General features: G+C 43.8%; 24 protein-coding genes, 1 tRNA gene and 3 pseudogenes. 3 read left to right on the top strand and 25 right to left on the bottom strand.

Annotated elements, in window-relative coordinates; translation table 11 throughout:
• Window positions 1-100: 100 nt before the first annotated feature.
• From nagA to AC4HAN_RS09510, 5 genes and pseudogenes are all read right to left on the bottom strand, one after another.
• Window positions 101-1,258 (bottom strand): N-acetylglucosamine-6-phosphate deacetylase, encoded by a 1,158-nt coding sequence (gene nagA, locus AC4HAN_RS09530; protein WP_491092296.1) that lies wholly within the window; start codon window positions 1,256-1,258, stop codon window positions 101-103.
• A 69-nt stretch (window positions 1,259-1,327) separates the two neighbouring features.
• On the bottom strand, window positions 1,328-1,735 hold the full coding sequence (locus AC4HAN_RS09525) for a DUF3021 domain-containing protein (RefSeq protein WP_491092295.1): 408 nt from the start codon (window positions 1,733-1,735) through the stop codon (window positions 1,328-1,330).
• A gap of 13 nt (window positions 1,736-1,748) precedes the next feature.
• Complete coding sequence (locus tag AC4HAN_RS09520) at window positions 1,749-2,207, bottom strand: LytTR family DNA-binding domain-containing protein (protein ID WP_491092294.1); 459 nt, start codon at window positions 2,205-2,207, stop codon at window positions 1,749-1,751.
• A 13-nt stretch (window positions 2,208-2,220) separates the two neighbouring features.
• A pseudogene (locus tag AC4HAN_RS09515) lies at window positions 2,221-3,080 on the bottom strand (ABC transporter permease).
• Window positions 3,081-3,944: an ABC transporter ATP-binding protein gene (locus AC4HAN_RS09510; protein ID WP_491092325.1), complete on the bottom strand. Its 864-nt coding sequence runs from the start codon at window positions 3,942-3,944 to the stop codon at window positions 3,081-3,083.
• Window positions 3,945-4,190: 246 nt separating this feature from the next.
• Here AC4HAN_RS09510 and AC4HAN_RS09505 point away from each other — a divergent pair, with 246 nt between their 5' ends.
• Window positions 4,191-4,700, top strand: coding sequence for a YgjV family protein (locus AC4HAN_RS09505; RefSeq protein ID WP_491092293.1), 510 nt, complete (start codon window positions 4,191-4,193; stop codon window positions 4,698-4,700).
• A 95-nt stretch (window positions 4,701-4,795) separates the two neighbouring features.
• On the opposite strand, the gene AC4HAN_RS09500 is transcribed toward AC4HAN_RS09505, so the two are convergent.
• From AC4HAN_RS09500 to AC4HAN_RS09425, 16 genes and pseudogenes are all read right to left on the bottom strand, one after another.
• Complete coding sequence (locus tag AC4HAN_RS09500; protein WP_491092292.1) at window positions 4,796-5,623, bottom strand: Cof-type HAD-IIB family hydrolase; 828 nt, start codon at window positions 5,621-5,623, stop codon at window positions 4,796-4,798.
• 175 nt (window positions 5,624-5,798) lie between these two features.
• Window positions 5,799-6,002, bottom strand: a complete 204-nt coding sequence (gene copZ, locus AC4HAN_RS09495; protein WP_491092291.1) for a copper chaperone CopZ — start codon at window positions 6,000-6,002, stop codon at window positions 5,799-5,801.
• Between the two features lie 16 nt (window positions 6,003-6,018).
• Complete coding sequence (locus AC4HAN_RS09490) at window positions 6,019-8,247, bottom strand: heavy metal translocating P-type ATPase (protein WP_491092290.1); 2,229 nt, start codon at window positions 8,245-8,247, stop codon at window positions 6,019-6,021.
• Window positions 8,244-8,687 carry a CopY/TcrY family copper transport repressor gene (locus tag AC4HAN_RS09485; protein ID WP_491092289.1) on the bottom strand — a complete coding sequence of 148 codons (444 nt, stop codon included), beginning with the start codon at window positions 8,685-8,687 and terminating at the stop codon, window positions 8,244-8,246. The genes AC4HAN_RS09490 and AC4HAN_RS09485 overlap by 4 nt, the downstream gene beginning before the upstream one ends.
• Before the next feature lie 304 nt (window positions 8,688-8,991).
• On the bottom strand, window positions 8,992-9,342 hold the full coding sequence (rbfA, locus tag AC4HAN_RS09480) for a 30S ribosome-binding factor RbfA (protein ID WP_491092288.1): 351 nt from the start codon (window positions 9,340-9,342) through the stop codon (window positions 8,992-8,994).
• Window positions 9,343-9,516: 174 nt separating this feature from the next.
• Window positions 9,517-11,517 (bottom strand): annotated as a pseudogene (gene infB, locus AC4HAN_RS09475) (translation initiation factor IF-2); the annotation flags it as partial.
• Between the two features lie 125 nt (window positions 11,518-11,642).
• A pseudogene (locus AC4HAN_RS09470) lies at window positions 11,643-12,273 on the bottom strand (translation initiation factor IF-2 N-terminal domain-containing protein); the annotation flags it as partial.
• A 19-nt stretch (window positions 12,274-12,292) separates the two neighbouring features.
• Entirely contained in the window at window positions 12,293-12,595 is a 303-nt protein-coding gene (locus tag AC4HAN_RS09465; protein ID WP_491092287.1) for a YlxQ-related RNA-binding protein, read from the bottom strand.
• Complete coding sequence (gene rnpM / locus AC4HAN_RS09460) at window positions 12,588-12,884, bottom strand: RNase P modulator RnpM (protein WP_491092286.1); 297 nt, start codon at window positions 12,882-12,884, stop codon at window positions 12,588-12,590. The genes AC4HAN_RS09465 and rnpM overlap by 8 nt, the downstream gene beginning before the upstream one ends.
• Window positions 12,885-12,902: 18 nt before the next feature.
• A complete protein-coding gene (nusA, locus tag AC4HAN_RS09455; protein WP_491092285.1) occupies window positions 12,903-14,105 on the bottom strand; it encodes a transcription termination factor NusA in 1,203 nt (400 codons plus the stop codon).
• Between the two features lie 139 nt (window positions 14,106-14,244).
• Entirely contained in the window at window positions 14,245-14,736 is a 492-nt protein-coding gene (rimP, locus tag AC4HAN_RS09450) for a ribosome maturation factor RimP (RefSeq protein ID WP_491092284.1), read from the bottom strand.
• A 170-nt stretch (window positions 14,737-14,906) separates the two neighbouring features.
• A tRNA-Ser gene (locus AC4HAN_RS09445) sits at window positions 14,907-14,993 on the bottom strand.
• A 13-nt stretch (window positions 14,994-15,006) separates the two neighbouring features.
• The gene (trmB, locus tag AC4HAN_RS09440; protein ID WP_491092283.1) at window positions 15,007-15,642 is read right to left on the bottom strand and encodes a tRNA (guanosine(46)-N7)-methyltransferase TrmB; all 636 of its coding nucleotides are present in this window, start codon (window positions 15,640-15,642) and stop codon (window positions 15,007-15,009) included.
• A gap of 9 nt (window positions 15,643-15,651) precedes the next feature.
• Window positions 15,652-16,434, bottom strand: a complete 783-nt coding sequence (ccrZ, locus tag AC4HAN_RS09435) for a cell cycle regulator CcrZ (protein WP_491092282.1) — start codon at window positions 16,432-16,434, stop codon at window positions 15,652-15,654.
• A gap of 58 nt (window positions 16,435-16,492) precedes the next feature.
• Window positions 16,493-17,527 carry an ABC transporter permease gene (locus tag AC4HAN_RS09430; protein ID WP_491092281.1) on the bottom strand — a complete coding sequence of 345 codons (1,035 nt, stop codon included), beginning with the start codon at window positions 17,525-17,527 and terminating at the stop codon, window positions 16,493-16,495.
• A 3-nt stretch (window positions 17,528-17,530) separates the two neighbouring features.
• Window positions 17,531-18,256, bottom strand: a complete 726-nt coding sequence (locus AC4HAN_RS09425) for an ABC transporter ATP-binding protein (protein WP_491092280.1) — start codon at window positions 18,254-18,256, stop codon at window positions 17,531-17,533.
• Between the two features lie 64 nt (window positions 18,257-18,320).
• On the opposite strand from AC4HAN_RS09425, the gene AC4HAN_RS09420 reads away from it, so the two are divergent.
• Both AC4HAN_RS09420 and AC4HAN_RS09415 read left to right on the top strand, forming a co-directional pair.
• On the top strand, window positions 18,321-18,740 hold the full coding sequence (locus AC4HAN_RS09420; RefSeq protein WP_491092279.1) for an HIT family protein: 420 nt from the start codon (window positions 18,321-18,323) through the stop codon (window positions 18,738-18,740).
• A complete protein-coding gene (locus tag AC4HAN_RS09415) occupies window positions 18,737-19,030 on the top strand; it encodes a hypothetical protein (protein WP_491092278.1) in 294 nt (97 codons plus the stop codon). Before AC4HAN_RS09420 ends, AC4HAN_RS09415 begins: the two co-directional genes overlap by 4 nt.
• Window positions 19,031-19,094: 64 nt before the next feature.
• Here the strand turns inward: AC4HAN_RS09415 and lytR are convergent, their stop codons facing one another.
• From lytR to AC4HAN_RS09395, 4 genes are all read right to left on the bottom strand, one after another.
• Entirely contained in the window at window positions 19,095-20,339 is a 1,245-nt protein-coding gene (gene lytR / locus AC4HAN_RS09410) for a glycopolymer--peptidoglycan transferase LytR (protein ID WP_491092277.1), read from the bottom strand.
• A gap of 10 nt (window positions 20,340-20,349) precedes the next feature.
• A complete protein-coding gene (locus AC4HAN_RS09405) occupies window positions 20,350-20,871 on the bottom strand; it encodes a GNAT family N-acetyltransferase (protein ID WP_491092276.1) in 522 nt (173 codons plus the stop codon).
• Window positions 20,864-21,307 (bottom strand): tRNA (adenosine(37)-N6)-threonylcarbamoyltransferase complex ATPase subunit type 1 TsaE, encoded by a 444-nt coding sequence (tsaE, locus tag AC4HAN_RS09400; RefSeq protein ID WP_491092275.1) that lies wholly within the window; start codon window positions 21,305-21,307, stop codon window positions 20,864-20,866. Before tsaE ends, AC4HAN_RS09405 begins: the two co-directional genes overlap by 8 nt.
• A 192-nt stretch (window positions 21,308-21,499) precedes the next feature.
• A complete protein-coding gene (locus AC4HAN_RS09395; protein ID WP_491092274.1) occupies window positions 21,500-22,930 on the bottom strand; it encodes an NCS2 family permease in 1,431 nt (476 codons plus the stop codon).
• Window positions 22,931-23,031 lie beyond the last annotated feature (101 nt).

The raw sequence follows: 23,031 nt of genomic DNA, 5'->3' as shown, positions 1-23,031 counted from the left end.
CATACAGGAAAATAAGAATATCGTCCTGCACCCATTTGTCCTTATTTTAGCACCTTAGAGCAGGACTAAGTCAAGGACTTCACTTAATAAACAGGAGCTGTTATTTGTCAGCCTGCTCATATTTTTTCTCTCCGTCCAGATAAGTAGCCGCAAGGTTCAAGTCATGGTCCAAAACAATAAAATCCGCCGGACGGCCTTGCTTAATCTGACCGCAGACCGGATCAAGTCCTAAAGAAAGAGCCGGAATAAGACTGGCCATGCGAACAGCCTCGGCTTTATTGGCGATTCCCCAATCAACAACATTTTTAAGACCGTCTTTAAGTTCCAAAACAGATCCTGCAAGATTGCCGCCATCCTTGAGCCGTGCTGTGCCATTGGCCACAATCACCGGAAATTCTCCCAGCATATAATCTCCGTCTGCTAAGCCTCCTGCACTCATACAGTCAGTAATAAGAGCCACTTGCTGGTGTCCCTTTTGCTTCATCAAAATATCGCAAGCCACCGGTGTGACATGGTGTCCGTCACAGATGAGCTCTGCATAGGTGTTAGGGAGATTATAGACTGCTCCTACCATGCCCGGTTCGCGGTGGCTGAGTCCGCGCATCCCATTGTAAGCATGCACCCAGACGCTGGCCCCGGCTTCAACAGCTTCAACAGCCTGCTGATAGGTGGCATTGGAGTGTCCCAGAGCGACAGTCACCCCTTTTTCTCTGGCATAGCGGATAAAGGCTTCACTGCCTGCACGCTCCGGTGCGATAGCGATTTTCTTTAAAAGCCCCTGACTGGCTGATAGCCAGGCATCCAGTTCTTGGCAGCTGGGATTGCGCATGTACGACGTATTTTGCGCTCCTTTATAGGTCTCCGTAAAGTAGGGTCCTTCAAAATAAAGACCTTGAATCCTAGCTCCGGTTTCCTGACCTGCAAAATCTGCAACAGTCTGACAAATGGCCTCCAATTCTTCAAATGAAGCTGTCAAAGCTGTCGGCAGGAAACTTGTTACACCGGCTGATAGCAAAGCCTGACTCATTTTTTCCAGCGAAGCTCTGCTGTTATCCATCGTATCTGCGCCGGCATAGCCGTGAATATGGGTATCAACCAAGCCCGGTGCTACTGAATATCCGGTGCAGTCAATAATATCAGCTCCCTGCGGCACTTCGCTCTGCCATTGTCCGAAACGGCCGTCCGTAATTTCTAAAAAACCCTTTCCCTTAACATTGTAGGGATAAAAAAAGTGATCAGCCTTAATATATTTTGTCATTGCAAGATGCCTCCATTTCTTTTATATTATACAGTAAATTTTCTGCTTTATAAATAAAAAACCAAGAGTTCACTGCTCTTGATTTTTAGAGTGCTGGCGTTTCGATAAGGCCTGGTTGATTTTTTGGGTTTTGAGATAAATATCCAAACGCACAAAGCACCAGATAATAACATAAATCAGAAAGTAATCGAGCCAGAAACTCGGATGAAGCAAAACGTCCTGCCAGCCGTTGTAAATCATCATAGCTAAAACAAGGCCCAAAGTGACTGAACAATGGACAGCCAAAAGCAACAGAAATGAAAAACGCTCACTTTCAAATATAAGACTGACCAGTCCGATGGCAGCACTCATGACTAAAATACTGATAATATTGCTTTTGCTGACCGGTGATTTCTGAATGTCAAAGAGAAGAACTAAGAGGTAGGTCAGACTGCCCGTACGAAGCCCCGACAGCATAGCACTGAATACTTTTTTCATTCCGGCTTCCTTTCTAAAGCCCCAGCTGAGCCATCAGGAGTTTAACATACTTACGGCTCACGCTGGACTTAATATTGTTGCTTAACTTGGCAATCATATTGCCCGAAAAACTGTCAGACAGTGATTCCAGATGGTCAAGATTAATCAGGGCATGCTTTGAAATTTGGATAAAGTTGGATTTATTCAGGCGGTTTAAAAAATGAACCAGTGTTTCTGTTGTCGTATAGACACCCTTTAAGGTATAAATTTTCAGGGTCGTCTGACTGACATCAGCCAAGATAATCTCACTGAGTTTGAGCATGATGATCTTATCCATACTCTTGATGGGAATGGCGCTGCTTGCAGGCAGCTGATAGTTATCAATATAATCAAGCAAGCGCTGAATATCATCCGTTTTTTCTGCTGCCTTGACCAAAACAAGGGGCGTATGGACTGGAATTTGTGAATCCAGTTCAAATTGACTTTTTACCACCTAAACTACCTCTCTAAACAAGGGATCGGCGCTGTAGCAGAGCAGTTTGCAAACTGAAAAGCACAAGCCCGGCCGCTAAGATACCTATCACTATATAGTATGTCTGAACATTTGTCAACAAATCCTGCCAATCTAAGCGTATGCCCATGAGTTTCTCAAAATGTTCTCTGGCATCGCTTTGACTGAAATTATCTTTGAGGGCATCTGCCATAAGTACCTGCCTGAACAAAGAAGCAATATAGGCTCCCGGTGTGCATTTCATCAAGATTTGAGCAAAGTCGGGAAGGGCACCGATAGGAACATAGGTTCCTACAAGAAAACCTGAAGCAGCTCCAAAAATAGTCGCCAGTTTGCCGAGATTGTCTACTGAGCTGATACGGCTGACCAAAAGCGCATTAAGCAGGGTTGATATCAGGGTATTTAAAAGCATAATAGCAATGAGCTGAGGCCACACACCGACCAAGAAAAACTGACCTGATCAACGATATAAAAGTAGCTTCCCATAATAGCAAGCATAATCAGCTGCATGGCAAAACCAACAAGGGCAGCACTGATAATATAGCTGAAAGACAAAGGCCAGTAACCAAGGTCCGTAATCAAGAGATCCTGACGGACATGACTTTCTTTGTCCTTTGTCCATTGAGACAGGCTGGACAAGGTCGTGGTAATTCCCGTGATAGCCAGTGTTCCTCCTATCAGCCATGTGTCTAAAAGCTGATTGGTATCGTCAATCCGCGACCAAGAAGACTCAATATTATCCTTAAGAAAAACAAGATAAAGAATGAAAGAAATAAGTGCTCCCATCAGCGAAAAAATCACACCGCTGCGGTTGCGGAAATAAAGAATACAGTTTCGTTTAACTAAAGCTGACATTTAACGTACCTCCTGTCCGGTCAGGGTCATAAATGCATCATCCATAGTGCCGGGACGAAATTCAAAATTATGAATAAAGTCTCGGCAGTGGCTCAGAATATCCATAGCCAGTTCAGCCGTTTCAGGCCTTAAAATGACTTCATTTTCTCTGACCTGTTCAATCTCAGTGTCTTTCAGACAGTCAAGCAGACGGTTCAGCTGATTGCTTTGCAGTTTAAGAATATTCTTGGCATATTTTTCCTTGATGAGGCTGGCTGTGCCCTGGGCAATGACTTGTCCATGATCAACAATATAGACCATATCAGCACTGTCTGCCTCATCCAGATAATGAGTTGTTAAAACAATGCTCAGCTGATCTTTTTGCTGAAGCTGATTCAGCAAATCCCAGATGGCCTGCCGGGTCTGAATGTCAAGACCCGTTGTCGGTTCGCCTAAAAAGAGAATATCAGGACTGTTAAGCAGCGCACGCGCGATATCAACACGTCTTTTTTGCCCTCCTGACAGGCTTCCATAGGCCTGGTTGATAAAATGCGTCAGCCCCAGCTTGTCAACGAGCTCCTCTATCTTTTGAGGGGCAACCTTCTTGTACTGGCGTGCCCGAATTTGTAAGTTTTCCTTAACGCTCAGCATATCATCTAAGACACTGTTTTGAAAAACCACTCCGATTTTTGCCTCCTGCGTGTAGATGACTTTGCCGGCATCAGGCTGGGAGAGGCCGATGAGCATTTGGATGACAGATGATTTACCGGCACCGTTAGGGCCTAAAACAGCGGTAAAGCTCCCCTTTTCAATAGCAATATCCAAATTATTGACTGCAATATGCTTGCCGTAAGTTTTAACGAGACCTTGCGTTTTGAGAATCATCATTAGAAAGTCCTTTCTTATTCTGTCTGACTGCAGTCTAACAAAAGTTTACTGGAAAAATCTCGGCTTTTTGGATAAGAGGTCAAAATACGAAGATAAGACGTTCAATAAGGAAAATGAAATCTTGCTTCCTCAGAACTGTCACGTGAAATGGGGATTGCTTTTTGAATTCTTTTGCTTATAATAAAGAATAGCGACACATGAGGTGTTTTTTTCTGTGTTCCGAACAAAACAGGGTGATGACTAATGAAACTTCCTATAGCAATGATTTTTTCCGGTCTGGGTGCGTTTTGCCTGGCCTATTCTTCCTTTACTAAAAATAAGCAGCAGATGCTGCGCTGGCAAATCAGCGATTACCTGTTCACCATCACAGCCAATCTCCTTTTAGGGGGTTACACAGGTGCTGTGACAATCAGCGTCTCCATCATCAGAAACACACTGATTATCAAGCAAAAAAACACCAAATGGATCACCATTTGTCTGGTACTAATTCAAATCGTCCTCGGCAGCTGGGTCAACAATTTAGGTTTTATCGGCTATCTGCCAATCATCTCTTCGGTGTCTTATACTCTAACGACCTTTCTAACCTCCAAAATGCAGATTCTGCGCTGGCTCATCATCGAAAACATGCTGCTGTGGCTGGTCTATGACATCACTATCAAGGCTTATCCGGCTGTCTGTATGGATATTTTCATCAGTCTGTCAAGCCTTTTGGCCATCTACAAACATCATAAGAATTTCCAGAAACTGTCATAAAAAAACAAGAGGCCGGAACAAAGCTTATCTTTGTCCCGGCCTCTTGCCGTTTCCTTATAAACTGCTTTAAGCCAGTATTTGCGGCAATACATACATCAGTCTCTTGCTTTTAAGACGTATTTCTGGATAGCCTCAGCTACACCGGCGTCATCGTTTGAGACGGTTACGGCATCTGCAATTTTTTTAACCTCTTGGGCAGCATTTCCCATGGCAACACTGAATCCTGCCATCTTCATCATTTCAAGATCATTAGCTGCATCCCCCAAGGCCACAATATCTTTTGTCTGCACATCCAGCTTTTGAGCCAATTCCCTCAAGCCGCTTGCCTTGGTAATTCCTTTGGGCATAGCTTCAAAAAGGTAGGACTGACTTCTAACCATGCTGAACTTTTCGGCTAATTCTCTTTCAAAATCAGCCTGAAAGGCATCCATCGCATCAGGCTCTCCCATGTACATGGCCTGAAAAACCGGTTTGTCTGCCGTCTTCACATCTGTCAAACTGACCGGTTTGGCTTCTGTAAAGACTAAGCCGGCATCATAAGCTACCAAGTCCGGTACTTCATCGGCCAGCACCAAATAATCCACATCGGCAATCAGGGTCAGGTAAATCTCAGGATAGCCCTCTAAAAGACTGTAAAGGTAGCGGATATCAGGAAAATCCAGTTTATGGTAACTCAGTAACTGCCAGTCCTCATTGATAGCATGAAGGGAACAGCCGTTATTTAAAATAGCATATTCCTTGGCTGCATCTAAGCCCAATTTGTCAAAATAGGGCTCTACGCCGCTTTGAATGCGCCCTGTGCAAATGACAATCTTGTGCCCTTTTTGAGCCGCCTCCCGAATGGTATCAATATTTCTCTGAGGAAGCTTTTTTTGACTGTCTAAGAGCGTTCCGTCCATATCAATAGCAATTAACTTAAGCAAAATAGTTACGACCTTTTCTAAATCAATCTATTGTCTAGTTTACCACATTTAAGAAAATAGCACATCCCCACCATAATAAGGGGTCTGTTAATCATGTTCTCATAAAAAAGAAGCGGAAAGATTGCTGCAGCAACAGCCTGCTTCTCCGCTTGTTTTTTAATAATTTTGAAGATGGCTAAACTTCGGCTCCCAATTCATACTTGGTTCCTTTTAGCGCACGTTTTAAAGACCATTTGCTGGGATTGCCGGTCACAGTGACTTCTTTTTTATCAAGATCAACTTTGACGCTGTCTACTTTTTTTAATTCTGAAAAACGTTTGGTGACGTTGTCAACACAGCCTTGGCATTTTAATCCGTTAATATGATATGTTTTTTCCATGATATTTTTCTCCTTTTTACAATTTTACTATTTTAAGACGCAGAGCATTTAACACGACAGAAACCGAACTGAAACTCATAGCCAGACCTGCAATCATCGGATCAAGGAGCGTTCCGCCAAAGAGATAAAGGACACCCATCGCAATAGGGATGGACAAAACGTTGTAGATAAAAGCCCAGAACAGATTTTCTTTGATATTAATGATGGTAGCCCGGCTGATTTTCAGTGCTTTGATAATATCAAGCATAGCCGGTTTCATGAGGACAATATCCGCAGATTCCATAGCAATATCTGTTCCTGATCCCATGGAAATACCAATATCCGCTGTCGCAAGCGCCGGAGCATCATTGATACCGTCTCCAACCATGGCAACTTTTTTGCCTTCGGCCTGCAAATCAAGAATGGCCTGCGTTTTTTCCTGCGGCAGAACCTGACTGATTACTGCTGTTATACCAACCTCCTTGGCAATCGCCTTGGCTGTTTCCTCATTATCACCGGTCAGCATGACAACTTCAATCCCCATATCCTGCAAGGCTTTGACAGTTGTCTTGCTGTCAGGCTTAACCTTATCAGCAATCGTAATCAAGCCCAAAAGTCGGCCGTCTCCGGCAACAAAAATCGGTGTTTGACCCTCAGCCGTTGCTCTCTTGAAATCATCTTGAGCTTTTTCAAGAGAAATATGATTTTGCCGCATAAGCTTTTCATTGCCAACCAAAAGCTCTGTCCCAGCTACGCGGCCTTTGAGCCCAAAGCCTGTCAGCGATGTGAAATCCTCAGCTTCAAGCAGGGTATGTCCTTCTTTTTGAGCATAATCAACGACAGCCTGACTCAAAGGATGCTCAGACAGAGCTTCCAGAGATGCTGTTAATTGCAGCACAGACGCATCAGACCCATATGAAAAGCTGCTGACAACTTCAGGTTTGCCACGAGTGATGGTTCCTGTCTTATCAAAAACGATGGTGTCAACTTGATGAGCTAATTCCAGCACATCACCGCGTTTGTAGAGAATACCATTTTCGGCAGCCCGGCCTGTACCCACCATAATAGCGGTTGGTGTTGCCAAACCTAATGCGCAAGGGCAGGCAATAACAAGAACAGCTACGCTGACTGTCATTGAAAAAGTGAAGTCCTGTCCCATTGCAAAATACCAGAACAATCCTGTCAGCAAAGCGATAACAATAATAACAGGAACAAAAACGGCAGATACCTTGTCAGCAATTTTAGCAATAGGAGCCTTTGTTTGCTGGGCATCCTCAACCAGTTTAATAATCTGAGACAAAAGAGTGTCGTTGCCAACTTTCTCTGCTTCAAAGACCAGGCTGCCCTGTCCGTTGATCGATCCGCCGTAAACCGGGCTGTCTGCTGTTTTTTCAATAGGAATAGACTCTCCGGTCAGCATGGACTCATCGATAGCAGAATGTCCGGAAAGCACACGGCCGTCAACCGGAATTTTTTCTCCCGGTTTAACCAAGATATGGTTCCCAATTTCTACATTTTCAATTGGAATACGGACTTCTTTGCCGTCACGAAGAATGACAGCTTCTTTTGCTGATAGGTGCATCAGTTTTTTGATAGCATCTGATGTTCGGCCTTTAGATAGAGTTTCAAAATATTTCCCCAAAGTAATCAGAGTCAAAATGACGGCTACTGATTCATAGTAGAGATGATGCACATGGTGAACATGTCCCAGATAGACATGATAGGTCCCGTAAAGGCTGTAGAGGAAAGCTGCCGTTGTCGCCAAAGCGACAAGCGAATCCATATTGGGATGTCCCTTAAAGAGCGAACGAAAACCGTTGTCATAAAAATTCCGGCTCAGTATGACGACTGGAATGGTCAAAAACAGCAAAACACTGGCATAGGCAATTGGTGCAGATTCCGGCGCCAGAAAGCTAGGCAGCGGCAGCCCTATCATGCTGCCCATGGAAATATAAAACAGCGGAATGGTGAAAACAGACGCCCATAAAAGACGCTTTTTAATCCCTTCCAGCTTATGTTCTTCCCGGTCTTCCTGACTTTCAGCAGTAGCCGGATCATAAATTTTAGCAGCATAGCCCGCATCAGCGACAGCCTTAGAAACAACTGCTTCATTGACCTTACCGGCGTCATAATCTATGGTCATCTTTTCAGTTGTCAAATTGACAACTGCACTGTTAATACCATCCAGTTTTTTGACTGCATTTTCCACATTGACAGCACAGGAAGCACAGGTCATCCCGTCTATCAAAAATACTTCTTCACTCATTGTGATACCACCTCCAAGTGTTCGTGACAAGAACATTGCCCGACAATACAATTACACTTAACTTCAGGAACGGCATTTGCTTTTTTGGACAACAGCAAAGCTTCTAACTCCTCAATATCAGACAAAGTCATGGGCGTCTCTTCAATCAAATGCTTCACCAAAGCTTGATGCTTCGTGACACAAATGCGGGAGAAAACTTCCGACACCTGCTGCTCCAGAGCTTCCTCTTCTGAAATTAAGCTGGAATAGATATATTTTCTTCCTTGACGCTGGCTGGTTACATAGCCTTTTTCTGATAAACGAGTGATTAACGTTTTAATCGTTGAAGCAGACCAACGATAGGCCCGACTCAGTACAGCAATGATTTCACTGCTGCTTGTTTTCTGTTTGGCCCAGACAACGCGCATCACTTCCCACTCTGCATTTGAAATAGTTGTCATTTAAGCTCCTCCTTTCAGCAAGATACCTCCCTAATGTTCTGAGAACAAATAATCCCATCTGCTTCTAACAGCCAGACGTAAGATCAGCAAACAGGCACTCTCAGCAGTAAGACATTAGGGAATCAGATATACTTGTTTACGTTTGTAGATATATTTTATTCTTTTTGTTTACATTTGTCAACATAAACAGCTCAAAACAAAAGAAAAAGCCTTCATTGGACTTATAATCCTCACGAAGGCTTTGACACCTATTACCTGCTTTTGCAGCAGCTGACAAACAAAGGGAAAAATCGTTTTTGTTTGCTCAATTTCTTTTTTCCAAATCCCTAAGCATTTGGTCAATTTTATTGCCGTATGCAATGGATTCGTCCTTGATAAACTGGAGATCCGGAATCTTATACATGGTCAGGTTTTTCCCTAATTCACGCTTTATGGTTCCGGTCGCTTTTTCAAGACCCTGCTGCGCTTTTTGCCCGTCTGAAGCCAGATCGCTCATAATCGTATAATAGACCTTAGCCAAGGACAAGTCGCCCAGCATTTGGACATCCGTTATCGTTACTCCCTGAACGCGCGGATCACGAACCTTCTTTTGCAAAATCTCATTGACTTCACGTTTGATTTCCATCCCGACGCGATCAACACGGTGGTTTGACATAATTAAGATACCAAGAGCGAACGAAGAGCAGAACAATTTAGCCTGTCTAAGAAATCAGCAGTTCTTATCAGTTTCCTAAACGTCAGGCTCCTCCTTCGGGTTCAATTCCTTTCACTAAATTTTTAATATTTCTCTTTTAGTGAGAAAATATTCAACTACGTCTGCACGCAGAACTTATTTGCGCTTAATTTCTTCCATGATATAGGCTTCAATAGCATCATCAACTTTGATGTCATTGTAGTTTTCAATCATCAAGCCGCCTTCTTGGCCGTTAGAGATTTCTTTGACGTCATCCTTGTAATGTTTAAGGCTGGCCAGTTTGCCATCGAAAACTACGACACCGTCACGGATAACGCGAACGCTGGAGTCACGTGTCACTTTACCGCTGGTTACTAGGAAGCCGCCGATTGTACCCACTTTAGAAACCTTGAAGGTTTCACGGATAAGAGCTTCACCGATAATTTTTTCTTCAAATTCCGGATCCAGCATTCCTTTCATGGCATCTTCCACCTCTTCAATAACTTTATAAATAATTGAATGCAGACGGATTTCAACATCATCAGCCTCTGCCTGCTGGCGAGCCTGCGGTGTCGGACGGACATTAAAGCCGATAATAACAGCGTTAGAAGCCTCAGCCAAGGTCACATCTGATTCATTGATAGCACCAACGGCTGAATGGACAACATTTACCTTGACACCTTCAACATCAATCTTAAGAAGAGAAGATGCTAAGGCTTCAACAGAACCCTGAACATCTGCTTTGATGATGACATTGACCGATTTCACTTCACCGGCTTTAAGGGTATCAAAGAGATTGTCAAGACTGACACGGTGCGTCAGCTGACGCTGTTTCATCAAGGCACGTTTAGCACGTTCTTCACCGGCGGCACGAGCAGCTTTTTCATCTTCATAAACCGCAAAATGGTCTCCCGCCATAGGCGCTTCATTTAAGCCGGTAATAGATACCGGTGTTGATGGCAAGGCTGTTTTGACACGGCGGCCAAGATCATTAGTCATAGCACGGACACGGCCGAAAGTATTGCCGGCAACAATCGGGTCTTGAACATGCAGGGTTCCTTGCTGAACTAAAAGCGTAGCAACGGCTCCCTTACCTTTATCCAGACGCGCTTCAATAACAGTACCGATGGCACGGACTGTCGGATCTGCCTTGAGTTCTTGGATTTCCGCAACAAGGAGGACTGTTTCCAGTAGCTCTTCGATGTTTTGGCCGAATTTTGCTGAGATTTCAACAAATTCAGAGTCACCGCCCCAAGCTGTTGAGATAACACCGTGTTCTGCCAATTCTCCGATAACACGCTCCGGATTGGCACCCGGCTTATCAATCTTGTTGATAGCAACAATAATCGGCACATCGGCTGCTTTTGAGTGGTTAATCGCTTCAATGGTCTGAGGCATAACCCCATCATCAGCTGCGACGATAAGGATAGTAATATCCGTCACAGAAGCCCCGCGCGCGCGCATGCTGGTAAAGGCCGCGTGCCCCGGCGTATCTAAGAAAGTAATTTTCTTGCCGGCTTCTTCGATCTGATAAGCGCCGATATGCTGAGTGATTCCGCCTGCTTCACCTGTGGCAACCCGTGAATTGCGAAGCGTATCAAGGAGCGTTGTCTTACCATGGTCAACGTGTCCCATGATCGTCACAACAGGTGCACGTTCCACCATATTTTCCGGATTGAGATAGTCATCCTCAACGAAGAAACGCTCAATATCAGCCGTGTCAACCTCAACCTTCTTATGAGCTTCAATACCATAATCAACCATCAAAAGTTCAATCGTATCTCCGTCCAAAGATTGGTTCTGCGTTGCCATCACTCCCATCATAAAGAGCTTCTTAACAATTTCTGCAGGTTCACGCTTGATACGTTTTGCAATCTCAGCTACTGTCATGCCTTCTGTATATTCAAACTCTTTAGGCAATTCATGGAACTTGCGCTCAGTCACAGGTTTTGGACTGCTGTCATGACTGCGATTGTTTCTGCCTTTTTTATTTTTCTTGTTCCAATTACTATTTCTTTGGTTTCTCACTTGGTTTTGCTTATTCCGATTTTTCTTGTTTTTATTTTGTTTTGGTCCGTCCTCATTTTCATGTGCAAAATCACGTGATTTATCTGAACGGGTCTGTTTTTTCCGGCGTTTGTCCGGTGCTGCCGGACTTGGAGCTGCGGCTGCCGGCTGAGTTTGCAGCGGTTCCGAAGGTACTGCTGCCTGAGCAAGCGCTGCTGCAGCGTTTCGCTCTTCCTCTTTAGCCTTTCTGGCTTTTTCCTGAGCCTGCGCTGCCTGACGCCGCTTATTTTCTTCAGCTTCATGGAAACGCACTTCACTCTGACGGGAATATTCAGCATTCTGCTCCGCTTTTAAAGCAGCTGCCCGCGCCTTAAAATCGATACGCGGTTCTGCTTGGATGCCCCTTGAAGAAGCTTGGCGGTTAGCTGCCTGATTGCGGCTGTCGCGGCGATTGTCATTTTGACGGCCGCGGCTGCGGCTGTCTCCCCGGCGGCTGTCCTGACGGTTTTGATAACGATTGTCATTGCGACGGTCACGGTCATTGCCGCGGCTGTTTCGCCCTTCATTGCGGCGGCCGCTGGCACGCCGTTCCGCTTCTGCCTTGGCACGCGCTTCACGTTCTGCCTTAAAATTCCGATTTTGCGGTCTGGGACGAGCCGGCTTAGCTTCTGCTTTAGCATCTGCAGCCGGTTGCTTATCTTGCGGTTTTTCCGCTTCTTTCGGAGCTGCTGCAGCCTTTGGCTTCTGCGGAGCTGCAAAACTTTCTGCAATGCGCTTAGCATCCTGCTCATCCACGCTCGAAGCGTGGCTTTTTACTTCTAGGCCCAACGATTTTGCCTTTTCGACAACTTCTTTACTTCCTTTGCCAATTTCCTTGGCAATTTCGTATAATCTTTTCTTAGACAAATCTTGTCCTCCTATTCTTCTAATCCATAAGAGTCCTCATTTTCTTTGAAAATCCAGTGTCCGTAACAGCAAGCACTTTTCTGCTTCTGCCGATAGCGGCACTTAATTCCAGTGTTGAAAACACTGTGGAGACTTCTATATCATAATAGTTGCTTTTATCCGTCACTTGCTTGGTCAGATTAGCTCCGGCGTCATTGGCTAAAAAGACAAGCCGGGCTTTTCCGGTCTGAATGGCTTTAATAACCTGTTCTTCACCGGAAATAAGACGTCCCGCCCGCTGAGCCAGACCTAATAAATGTGACAGCTTTTCTAACTTATTCAAGACCCAACTCTCTTCTTTTCACCTTATGATCAACGAAAGCAATCAATTCATCATAGAAGCTCTCAGGAACTTCCATGGCAAAGCTGCGGTTAAAAACCCTTTTTTCCTTAGCCTTCAATGCTTCTTCGTTATCAATCTTGATATAGGCACCCCGACCGTTTTTCTTGCCGGTAGGGTCAATAAAAATTTGGCCTTCCTTGGTTTTGACAATGCGGAGCAAATCACGCTTATCAATGATTTCACCCGAAACAAGAGACTTTCTCAACGGTATCTTTCTTGTTTTTGCCATCAAACACCTCCGACTTTTCTACTCAATATCGTCTGAGACAAGTTCCTGAGCAAAATCAGCCTCAGCAGTTTCTTCAGAACCTGCTTCCTGATCAGACAGCTCCTGAGCTGCCTCATCTTCCTGTGCCCATTCAACTTCCATTTCTTCAAACTCACTGGCTGATTTAATATCAATGCGGTAACCCGTCAAATGAGCTGCTAGGCGGACATTCTGCCCGCGGCGGCCGATTGCAAGAGACAGCTTACTGTCCGGCACAACAACTGTCGCATGCCTTTCATCTTCTTCATCAAAGAGGACCTGATCCACCTCAGCAGGCGCAATAGCATTGTAGATAAATTCCGCCGGATCATCAACCCACTCAATGACATCAATATTTTCTTCAACAGGTACCCAAAGGCCGGTCTTTTGATCCAGACGTTTAGGATGAAACTTGCTGGTAACTTTTTTGATGTTGGCACCTTTACGGCCGACGATTGTTCCGATAGCATCAACATTAGGATTGTGACTGCGAACAGCAACCTTGGTACGGTCTCCGGCTTCACGCGCCACACTCATGATTTCAACCGTTCCATCAAAAACTTCCGGAATTTCCTGTTCCATGATACGTTTGATAAATTCCGGATGGCTGCGGCTGACGAAAACATTAACCCCTTTAGGATTATTTTCAACCTTGTAAACATAAACTTCAATACGGTCGTGAGAAGCAAAAGTCTCTCCCGGAATTTGATCTTGGCGGGACAGCTGGGCTTCAATCGTTCCTAAGTTAACATAGATAAAGCGATCATCAAAACGCTCCACCGTTCCAGTCATGATTTCTCTTTCATGCTCTTTATATTCATTGAAAGTTACCTCACGCATCTGACGACGCATTTTTTCCATGATAGTCTGTTTGGCAGACTGAGCAGCCACACGGCCGAATTCTTTGGGACTTTCTTCAAAACGAATTTTATCGCCCAATTCATAAGCCGTACTGATGGCAAGAGCATCTTTGAGGCTGATTTCAAGGCGGCTGTCAAAGACTTCCTCAACAACCTCACGCACAGTGAAAACTTTAAAGTCACCTGTTTTTTCATTAAACTCAATTTCAGCACTCTCAGACTGACCATAGCGCCGTTTATAGGCTGACTTTAGTGATTCTTTAACCGCATCAATAATATCGTCTTTGTTAATGTGTTTTTCTTCTTCCAAAATACGGAAGGCTTCTAGCATTTCTTTACTCATAATTAAGATACTGAGGGCATAAAATGAACAACATCAAAATGGGAGATTAACTGACGGACGTTTTCGTCCCGGAAAACCTGCCTTTTGACACAGTTTGCAGCCCGTGTTCGTTTCCTTTCCTAAGATAAAATATGAGGGATTACAGCTTCACAGCCATACGAGCCTTAGCTACTGTTTTATAAGGAATCTCGACTGTTTTTTGACGTGTCTTGTCCATATAAGCGATTGTCAGCGTTTCACCATCAAAGGCAAGCAAGTCACCTTCAAAAACCTTTGTTTTGTCAATAGCCTGATAGAGACTCACATTGACATACTGACCGACAGCATCAGCCAGACTTTCTGCAGTTTTTAGCGGACGTTCAAGGCCGGGGCTGGACACCTCCAGCATGTACTGATCCGGAAAAGGATCCGGCTGAATTGTATCGAGCAGGGGGCTGATAATATCTGTCAGCTCTGCTGTATCTTCGACGGTGATTCCTCCCGGTTTATCAACCAGAATACTGAGAACATAATCCCCGCCCATTTTTTCATACTCAACATCAACCAGCTCAAACGGTTCAGTAATAACAGGCCTTACTGTCTGTGTCACTATATCAATAATCGTTGCGATTGCATTTCCCTCCTTACACACACAAGGAGCGAAGTCACAACTTCGCTCCTTTCTGTATTATTTCCTACTATTATAACATAAATTGAGGAAAATGCAAGTCTGACACGGGATTTTTACTATCCGACCCGCTTTTTATCTTTGAAAAATCTGAAATTTTAAAGAGTGCTTTATCTCTTATATCTCATCTTTCAAGGAGAGGAGGGGATTCGAACCCCCGAGCCCCGTTAAGGACTACACGCTTTCCAAGCGTGCGCACTCGGCCACTATGCGACCTCTCCGTAAAGAGCGAGACTAAAATCTCGCCTCAACACGATAGATGGGCTGGCCTTTCTGAGAAAACTTCTCTTCGTACTCGGTCAGCACATTATTTTCATAATCACTGGCATGCAAATCTAACCATACCTGCTCTAAAATCATACCATATTGTGAGAAACTTGCCAAGCTATATTCGAAAAGTTGGCGATTATCTGTCTTAAAATGGATTTGACCTTTTTCCGGCAGAATCTTTTGATAAACCTCTAAAAAGTTTTTATGGGTCAGGCGCCGCTTCTCATGACGCTTTTTGGGCCAGGGATCGCTGAAGTTTAAGTAAATCAAATCAACTTCATGATCCGCAAAATAATCGCTTAGGCTAGAGCCATTGGCCAAAAGCAGCCGAACATTGGGCAGCCGGCCTTCCAGCACCTTATCCAAGGCGTGGCTGAGAACAGAAACCTGAAGATCAATTCCAATGTAATTAATTTGAGGATTCTGAGCAGCCATCCCTGTAATAAAGCGTCCTTTGCCGCTCCCAATTTCAATGTGAACAGGATTATTATTGCCAAAGACCGTATGCCAATTTCCCTTTGCTTCTTCCGGTTTTAAAATAACATACTGAGGATTATTTTCCAGATGCTCCTCAGCACCTTTTCGTTTTCTGACTCTCATGCTTTCTTTCTAAAAAGAATCTCTGAACTTGCGCAGTTCATAGATTTCCTGATTGACATTTTCCATATCACGGTTTTCATAATATTTTAAAATCTGTGACAGATAAGAAAGCTGACCATACCACCTAATCTTTTGGTAAACTTTGCTGTTTTTCTTGTAACCGTAGTAAGTCAGCCATTCCGCCCAGCGCGTATGCGGAATATAGTGGCTTAAAATATGTGCCACATCGTACATGCGGTCTGTCACACGCACAGAATCCCAGTCCACTAAGTAAATCAGACCGCTCGTGGTCACGACCCAATTGCTGTGTCTGACATCTCCGTGAACAATCGTTGCATACTCTTTTTTAAAATCGGGCAGATTTCGCTTCATCTCCGCAACCACAGACTGCAGGTAGGCATTTTCTGCAATTTGATAAGGAGCACTGCGCTCCCAAGACAGCAATAAATCAAGCGGCCCTTCGACTTTATAGTTTAACTGCAGCAGCTGATTGACTAAGGGCTTTGATTTGTGCATCTGCAGCAAAATCTGAATGATTTGCTTGCTGTTCATATCAGCTCTGGTTAAGAGCCTGCCGTCCAGCCATTCCTGAGCGCTCATCATATCACCGTTGCCCAGACGCTTGGCCCATAAAAGCTGCGGTGCAATCTGTTCCTTGGCTAAAGCTGCCAGAATCGGTGTCGTGTTGATTTTCACAAAAATTTTATCACCGTTGGGATAAGTGCCAATATAGGCTTGACCGCTTTTCCCTTTTAAGGGTGTTAAGGTTAAATCTTTATCTGATTGGATCACACTCTTCCCCTCCTTTTCTTCTCGAATCACTAGTCCTATTTTACTTGTTTTAAACGGCTTAGTCAATTATCTTCTTTATTTTGTAAACCAGATAAAATTCATTTAAAATAATCATCGCTGCCGCCAGAAAAAGCGCCTTCTGCCAAGAAAGGCTGACGCACATCTCAACTGCTGTCAAAAGATATAAGACAGCTCTTAGAAATTGCTTGAGACTAGCTTTTTTAGTTTTTGGGGCAAGCGGAAAAAGGCCTGTCAGATACTGATAGTCATAGTGCTTATACAGAGCCAGCAGCTGAAAGAGCAGAAGGTAATTAAAGAGCACGGCTAAACCTGCTGACATCAAAGGCTGATCAATAAAAATGAGACTGATCAGACTTAAAATTCCCAAGCGAACAGCAAGACCCAGATAATCACCGCTCCGCAAAAAAGCACGTAAATAAAGATGGGTCCACGTATTGCTGTGTTTCTGCGATAAAAAGCCAGTCACAAAATCCAGATAAGAGCGGCGCTTGACACTGGCAGAGAGTCCTTTAACATTGGTGAAAAGAGAGAAAAACTTTAAAATTGCCTGCTGCCGCTTTCTTTCCTGACTGATCGCCTTGGTCCAATTAAGTTTTCCGCCAGACAAAAAAATGTGTACTTTTTTTGCCATAATCAGCCATTTTAAAGTAAGAAAAGCCAGTAAAAAGAGCACAAAAGCTGCCACAGACATCCCCAAGCGCAAAAATAAGGGTGCTAAGAGCAAAAGAAAAAGAAGCTGCAGCGTTCCCCAAAAGAAGAAAGCGCGCTTTTGAGCCTGTTTGATTATGGAAACCACTTCTTTTTCCTTAGCGATTAAAAAATGCCGATCAGCCGTCTCCAGATAAGTGGCTGTATTTCCCCAAAACAGCAAGACTGTAACTGCCAAAGATAAAATAATGATGATTGGCAGATGATTGGCTGGAAAATGCTTTAACAGCTGACTGTACTGCACCATGAGAAAACCCAGCAGAAAAATCAGCACTAAAACAAAATGGTCATTGAATACATAACGCAGATATTTGCTGCTTTGCCTGATAAAAGCCAAGCGCCTTTTGCTAAATATCGTTTTCATAAGTCAATCCTCTTTTGTTAAAGCCATATAAATATCATTAAGACTGGCTTTAGGACTGCCAAAAGCTGCCCGCAGCTCTTCCAAATTGCCCTGAGCTCTTATCTGTCCGGCATGCAAAATAACAAAGCGGTCGCACATTTTTTCTGCCGAATCAAGGACATGTGTGGACATCAAAATAGACTTCCCTTTTGCCTTTTCAGCCGCTAAAAGCTCTGTCAAATCTGAGATAGCCACAGGATCCAGTCCTAAAAAAGGCTCATCAACAATAAAAAGGCTGGGATCAACAATAAAAGCACAGATAATCATCACCTTTTGCTTCATGCCCTTAGAAAAATGACTGGGAAACCAATCGAGCTTATCTTCCAGCCTGAACAGCTCCAAAAGCTTATGGGCACGGTTCATCGCTTCTTTTTGTTCGATATCATAAGCCATGGCTATCGTCTCAAGGTGCTCTTTCAGAGTCAGTTCCTCATAAAGACTGGGGGTTTCAGGAATAAAACCGATTTTCTTGCGATAAGCCTCTTCTTGATCAGACAGGGTCAAACCGTCAATACTGATCTTTCCTTCATAGGGGGTCAACAGACCGATAATCTCATTGATCGTTGTTGACTTACCGGCCCCATTGAGTCCGATAAGACCTACTAACTCACCGTCTGCCACTTGGAAACTGATATTTTTTAGGACAGGGATATTGACATAACCGCCTGTCAAGTTTTCGATTTTTAACATGACGTTTCTTTCTAACTTTGATATACTATATTATAACAAAAACAAGCTAAGAAGGTGATTTTTAATGGACAATTGTATTTTTTGCAAGATTATAGCAGGTGACATCCCTTCATCAAAAATCTATGAAGATGACGATGTTTTAGCCTTTCTTGATATTTCCCAAGCTACCCCAGGCCATACGCTGGTTGTGCCTAAAGAGCATGTCCGCAATGCGCTTGCTATGGATGAAAAAAGTGCAGCCAAGCTGTTTGCCAAGATTCCAAAAATTGCCCGTGCCCTCAAAAAAGCAACTGAGGCCGATGGACTTAATATCGTTAACAACAATGAAGAAGCAGCCGGACAGACCGTTTTTCACGCCCATGTGCACCTGGTTCCCCGCTTTGCCGGCTCAGACGAATTTGCCATCCACTTTGTCGAACACGAACCTGACTTTCCTGCCCTTGCTCAGTTAGCGGAAAAAATTCATAAGGAGATTGAGGCATGAAAACAAAGACTTTCATCATCTCAAGTATTCTTGGAGCTGGCCTTTACCGGCTCTATCAAAAGCGAGATTCCATCAAAACTTCGCTGACAGAATCCAAGCAGCATCTGGATCAGGCAAAGGCTGATGCTGACAATATTAAAAACAATTTGCTCACCATCAATCAGCAAAAAGAACAGCTGGCTGCCATCAGCCAAGAGCTGACGTATAAATTGCGAGTTCTTCAGGAAGAAAGCCAGTCTCACTTGGCAGAAATTAAGAAAACAGCTCAAAAATACAGTCAGAAAGATTAATCGGCTCACAGCATAAAACAAGAGAGGTAAGCACTGTGATAGACTTACCTCTCTTTTTTGCTGTTTAATAGCCAGAAGCAGGCTGCTGGTAATTCCCTTGATTGTAATAACCGCCCTGATTAGAATAAGCACCTGAATCAGATGCGCTGCCCGAACTATAGCCGGAGTTGGCACCTGAGTCTGAACTGTAACCATAAGCTGAGCCGGATCCGTAATCAGAATAGCCGCTTGAACCTGAATAATCACTGCTGCCGGCATCCGAAGTGCTTGACTCACTGTCATAGACACTGGTATCGCCATAGAGATTTTCGTAGAGACTGGCTGTTGTTTTCAGGTTTTCCGCAGTAGATTTTTTTCGTCCCAGCTCCTTCTTAATCCGATTTTGCACTTTGAGCATTTCTTTGGCTGTCACCAGCTGATAAGAACCGCCGTCAATAGTAGCTGATTCTCCTTTAAGCTGATAGGTTTTAACATTTTTAAGAGCATCGCTGTAGCCCAGAAGATCAGGAATAGTAGAGCTGGAAATTTTGATATTAGTCTGCATATTCTTGCTGACAGCAGACAGGATTTTACGGTATTTGCTGACACTGTCCAAGGCCAAAATCTTTTTCAGGACCTTGCTGATAACTTCACGCTGGCGCTTTTGCCGGCCATAATCGCCGTCCGGATCATCGTAGCGCATGCGGGAATAGACCAGAGCCTGCTCACCGTTAATCTTATGGCGGCCGGGCTCTACAGACGCCGTAAACTCAGGTTCATGATCTTCTATAGAGATAGGAAAATCAAAGTGATTGGTCACTGTGATACCGCCGACAGCGTCTACCAGCTGTACCAGACCTTTCATGTTAATCTGAACATACTTGTCAATCGTAATGTCAAGCATATCCTGAACAGTCATGATTGCCATCTTAGCTCCGCCGGCAGCATAGGCTGCGTTCAGCTTGGCATCATAGCCCGTTTGATCGTTATTTTTAGGTCCGGACAGTTTAATCAAAATATCGCGTTCCAAACTGGTCATAGTTGTCTTTTTCGTCTTTGGATTAACAGTTACCAAAATCATGGAATCACTGTTGCCCTCCCATTTGGAAGTTCTTTCGGCTGAGCCGGTATCTACTCCCATCAGCAGAATACTGAACGGTTTTTCGTCAGCAATGACATCTTTCCCTGACCCTGTCCCGTAGTCCTTAAACGTCTTTGAGAATTCTCCCAAAGAAAAATTATAGATACTTGTCGCATAAACTCCCAAGGCCAGAAAGCTTGTAAGAACTATGGTGACAAGCATGATTAAAATTTTTTTACCAATTTTCATCTGTTTTTTGTTAATCTATCAGTTTTCCCATCAGGTAAACATCAAGAAATTCTCCATCTTTTGTTTTTGCACCACGTTTCTTGATGCCTTCAATTTCAAAACCAAACTTTTCATAAATATGTACAGCCTTGGCATTGCGCCGCTGAACAGTTAACTCCAGTTTTCGGATGACAGCGCTGTGTTTCGCCCAGTCCAGTGCTGCTTCCATCAGGATCTGGCCTATGCCATAACCCCAATAGTCTTTTAAAACTGCCAGAAAAACTTCCCCGATATGATTGATACGGGTGTGTCCGTGAGCTGAGACCATCAAAACGCCTACGACACTGTCTGCAATCTTAGCGACCAGACAGATTTCATTGAAGGATTGTGCTTTCTGCTCTATAAACTCAAGCATTTCCTGGGCATTCATATGAGGGCTGTCCTCATCCTGCGTAATAAAATCAGTCTCTCTTGTCAGCTGTTTCAGGGCTGCTGACAAACTTGCTGCATCCTCAGGCAGCACCTCGCGAACAATAACCTCTTGCTCAGTCATGATCAAGTTCCTCTGCTAATTCTTGACTGCGTGACCCATGCGGAATAAAGGTCAGCTGCCTGCCCTCTGCTAACTTATCTAACCGAACGGTCAAATAATCGTCAAAAAGAGCGGCATCTAGCAATTCTCCCCATTCAATGACAGTCACGCCGTCGCCAAAAAGAAAATCATCTAAATCAATAGAATCAGGGTCATCGCCGATACGATAGACATCCAGATGATAAAGCGGAAGGCGGCCTTCATACTCGCGAACAATTGTATAGGTGGGGCTTTTAACCATCTGTTTTATACCCAAACCCTTGGCAATTCCCTTTGTAAGAGTCGTTTTTCCTGCTCCTAAATCACCTGTCAAAATAAGAACGTCCTGAGCTTTAAGCTTTTGACCGATTTTTTCACCAAAAGCCAGAAGCTGATTTTCATCTTGGCTGTAAAACATAGACATATTATATCAAAATGTTTTACCTCTTCCAACTATTTTCCGAAAAAGAAGAAAGATTTTGCCGTTTAGCTCAAACAGCATCAAAAAAAGAAGGACAAGGCTCCGCCAAGTCAGCGCCAGAGTCCTGTTCCTTCTATTGGTATAAAAAATAAATATTCCAAGCTGACCTAACTGCCTGTTTTAAACTGATTATAAGATTGCCAGACTGATAAAGTTCAAAATGAAAAGAAAATCAAGAATCCAAATAATCGGATGGATATCGTTAGCTTCCTTTTTAATGACTTTTGAAAATGTATAGAAGAGAAAGCCGGTTGCAATTCCTTGAGTAATGCTGTAAGCCAGACCCATGAAAATCGTCGCGAAAAAAGCTGGAATTGCTTCGCTCATATCAGACCATTCAATGTCTTTAAGACTTGACAGCATCATAATCCCCACAATCAAAAGCACGGCTGCTGTTGCCTGTGTCGGAACAATAGCAAGCAAAGGACTGAAGAAACTTGAAACAGCAAAAAGGGCTGCTACTACAACTGCTGTCAGACCTGTACGGCCTCCGGCACCGATACCCGCTGCAGATTCAACAAAGGTTGTAACATTTGATGTTCCGGCAATGGCACCGACGGTGGTCCCTACCATATCTGAAAACAGAGCCTTATCCATCTTGTTTTTCAGCCCATTTGACTGAGACTCGTCTGTCACATCAAAAATGCCTGCTTTAGCACCTGTACCAATCAAAGTACCGACATTATCAAAGATATCAGTTAAAGCAAAAGCTAAGATTGTCATCAGTACTTCAGGAATACGTCCGGCATCAGAAAACAAAGCTCCTAAGCCCTTACTTCCAAGAGCTGCCCCAAAAATAGTTCCCAAATCCTTGACGGCTGCTGCCGGGTTATTTGCCGAAAAATCAATAGCTGACAGATCAACAATCCCCGCCAGAATAGCAATGACAGTCGTCAGAATAATAGATAAAATGACACCGCCCTTGATATTTTTAATAATGAAAAAGGCAGTGATAATAATCCCGATAACAGCAACGACAACCGCAGGATTGTTAAAGTTAACCAGCGATGGTGTCGCTGAAGAATTGGCTGTAATTGAAGCCAGGCCCTTTGCAGCGCCCTTCCCGGAAACCGTATAAGTTCCGGGATCAATGGCAAAGCTTAATAAACCAGCGTTTTTTAAACCGATATAAGTTAAGAAAACACCAATACCGGCACTGATCGCTTTTTTCAGACTGTCGGGAATTTCATCAATAATCATCCGGCGAACCCTAGTCAGTGTAATAATAATAGAGATGATACCGCAGATAAAGACCATGGCTAAGGCTTCCTGCCAAGTATAACCCAGCGAGAAAACAACCGTATACGTGAAGAAAGCATTGAGCCCCATACCCGGCGCCATAGCGTAAGGGATATTGGCATAAAGCCCCATCATCAAGGTTCCGGCAATGGATCCGATAATGGTAGCCAGAAACACTCCTTGCGAAGGCATTCCTGTCTGGCTCAAAATAGATGGGTTAACAAATAAAATGTAACTCATAGCAAAAAAAGTCGTAAAACCAGCCAGCACTTCGGTACGGACAGTGGTCTTATTTTCTTTCAGTTTAAAAAACTTTTCCATTTTAAAATCAAGTTCTCCTTATATTATATTTAGTGCAGTTAGCTACTGCCAAAGCCCAAGTGATACACTTGGAATAAGCCACTGTGGATTAGTTAATCTTC

Source organism: Streptococcus sp. ELY_86, assembly GCF_058314495.1.
The sequence above is the reverse complement of the archived record's forward strand: the minus strand, read 5'-3'. Positions and strand labels throughout refer to the sequence as shown.

What these genes read in the sequence shown, in the direction of transcription:
- nagA (WP_491092296.1), bottom strand. Translation starts at nt 1,258, where the DNA reads ATGACAAAATATATTAAGGCTGATCACTTTTTTTATCCCTACAATGTT.
- rbfA (WP_491092288.1), bottom strand. Translation starts at nt 9,342, where the DNA reads ATGTCAAACCACCGTGTTGATCGCGTCGGGATGGAAATCAAACGTGAA.
- AC4HAN_RS09425 (WP_491092280.1), bottom strand. Translation starts at nt 18,256, where the DNA reads ATGTTAAAAATCGAAAACTTGACAGGCGGTTATGTCAATATCCCTGTC.
- AC4HAN_RS09490 (WP_491092290.1), bottom strand. Translation starts at nt 8,247, where the DNA reads ATGAGTGAAGAAGTATTTTTGATAGACGGGATGACCTGTGCTTCCTGT.
- AC4HAN_RS09395 (WP_491092274.1), bottom strand. Translation starts at nt 22,930, where the DNA reads ATGGAAAAGTTTTTTAAACTGAAAGAAAATAAGACCACTGTCCGTACC.
- AC4HAN_RS09485 (WP_491092289.1), bottom strand. Translation starts at nt 8,687, where the DNA reads ATGACAACTATTTCAAATGCAGAGTGGGAAGTGATGCGCGTTGTCTGG.
- AC4HAN_RS09525 (WP_491092295.1), bottom strand. Translation starts at nt 1,735, where the DNA reads ATGAAAAAAGTATTCAGTGCTATGCTGTCGGGGCTTCGTACGGGCAGT.
- trmB (WP_491092283.1), bottom strand. Translation starts at nt 15,642, where the DNA reads ATGAGAGTCAGAAAACGAAAAGGTGCTGAGGAGCATCTGGAAAATAAT.
- AC4HAN_RS09505 (WP_491092293.1), top strand. Translation starts at nt 4,191, where the DNA reads ATGAAACTTCCTATAGCAATGATTTTTTCCGGTCTGGGTGCGTTTTGC.
- rnpM (WP_491092286.1), bottom strand. Translation starts at nt 12,884, where the DNA reads ATGGCAAAAACAAGAAAGATACCGTTGAGAAAGTCTCTTGTTTCGGGT.
- tsaE (WP_491092275.1), bottom strand. Translation starts at nt 21,307, where the DNA reads ATGTTTTACAGCCAAGATGAAAATCAGCTTCTGGCTTTTGGTGAAAAA.
- lytR (WP_491092277.1), bottom strand. Translation starts at nt 20,339, where the DNA reads ATGAAAATTGGTAAAAAAATTTTAATCATGCTTGTCACCATAGTTCTT.
- AC4HAN_RS09405 (WP_491092276.1), bottom strand. Translation starts at nt 20,871, where the DNA reads ATGACTGAGCAAGAGGTTATTGTTCGCGAGGTGCTGCCTGAGGATGCA.
- AC4HAN_RS09510 (WP_491092325.1), bottom strand. Translation starts at nt 3,944, where the DNA reads ATGATTCTCAAAACGCAAGGTCTCGTTAAAACTTACGGCAAGCATATT.
- AC4HAN_RS09415 (WP_491092278.1), top strand. Translation starts at nt 18,737, where the DNA reads ATGAAAACAAAGACTTTCATCATCTCAAGTATTCTTGGAGCTGGCCTT.
- nusA (WP_491092285.1), bottom strand. Translation starts at nt 14,105, where the DNA reads ATGAGTAAAGAAATGCTAGAAGCCTTCCGTATTTTGGAAGAAGAAAAA.
- AC4HAN_RS09430 (WP_491092281.1), bottom strand. Translation starts at nt 17,527, where the DNA reads ATGAAAACGATATTTAGCAAAAGGCGCTTGGCTTTTATCAGGCAAAGC.
- copZ (WP_491092291.1), bottom strand. Translation starts at nt 6,002, where the DNA reads ATGGAAAAAACATATCATATTAACGGATTAAAATGCCAAGGCTGTGTT.
- AC4HAN_RS09420 (WP_491092279.1), top strand. Translation starts at nt 18,321, where the DNA reads ATGGACAATTGTATTTTTTGCAAGATTATAGCAGGTGACATCCCTTCA.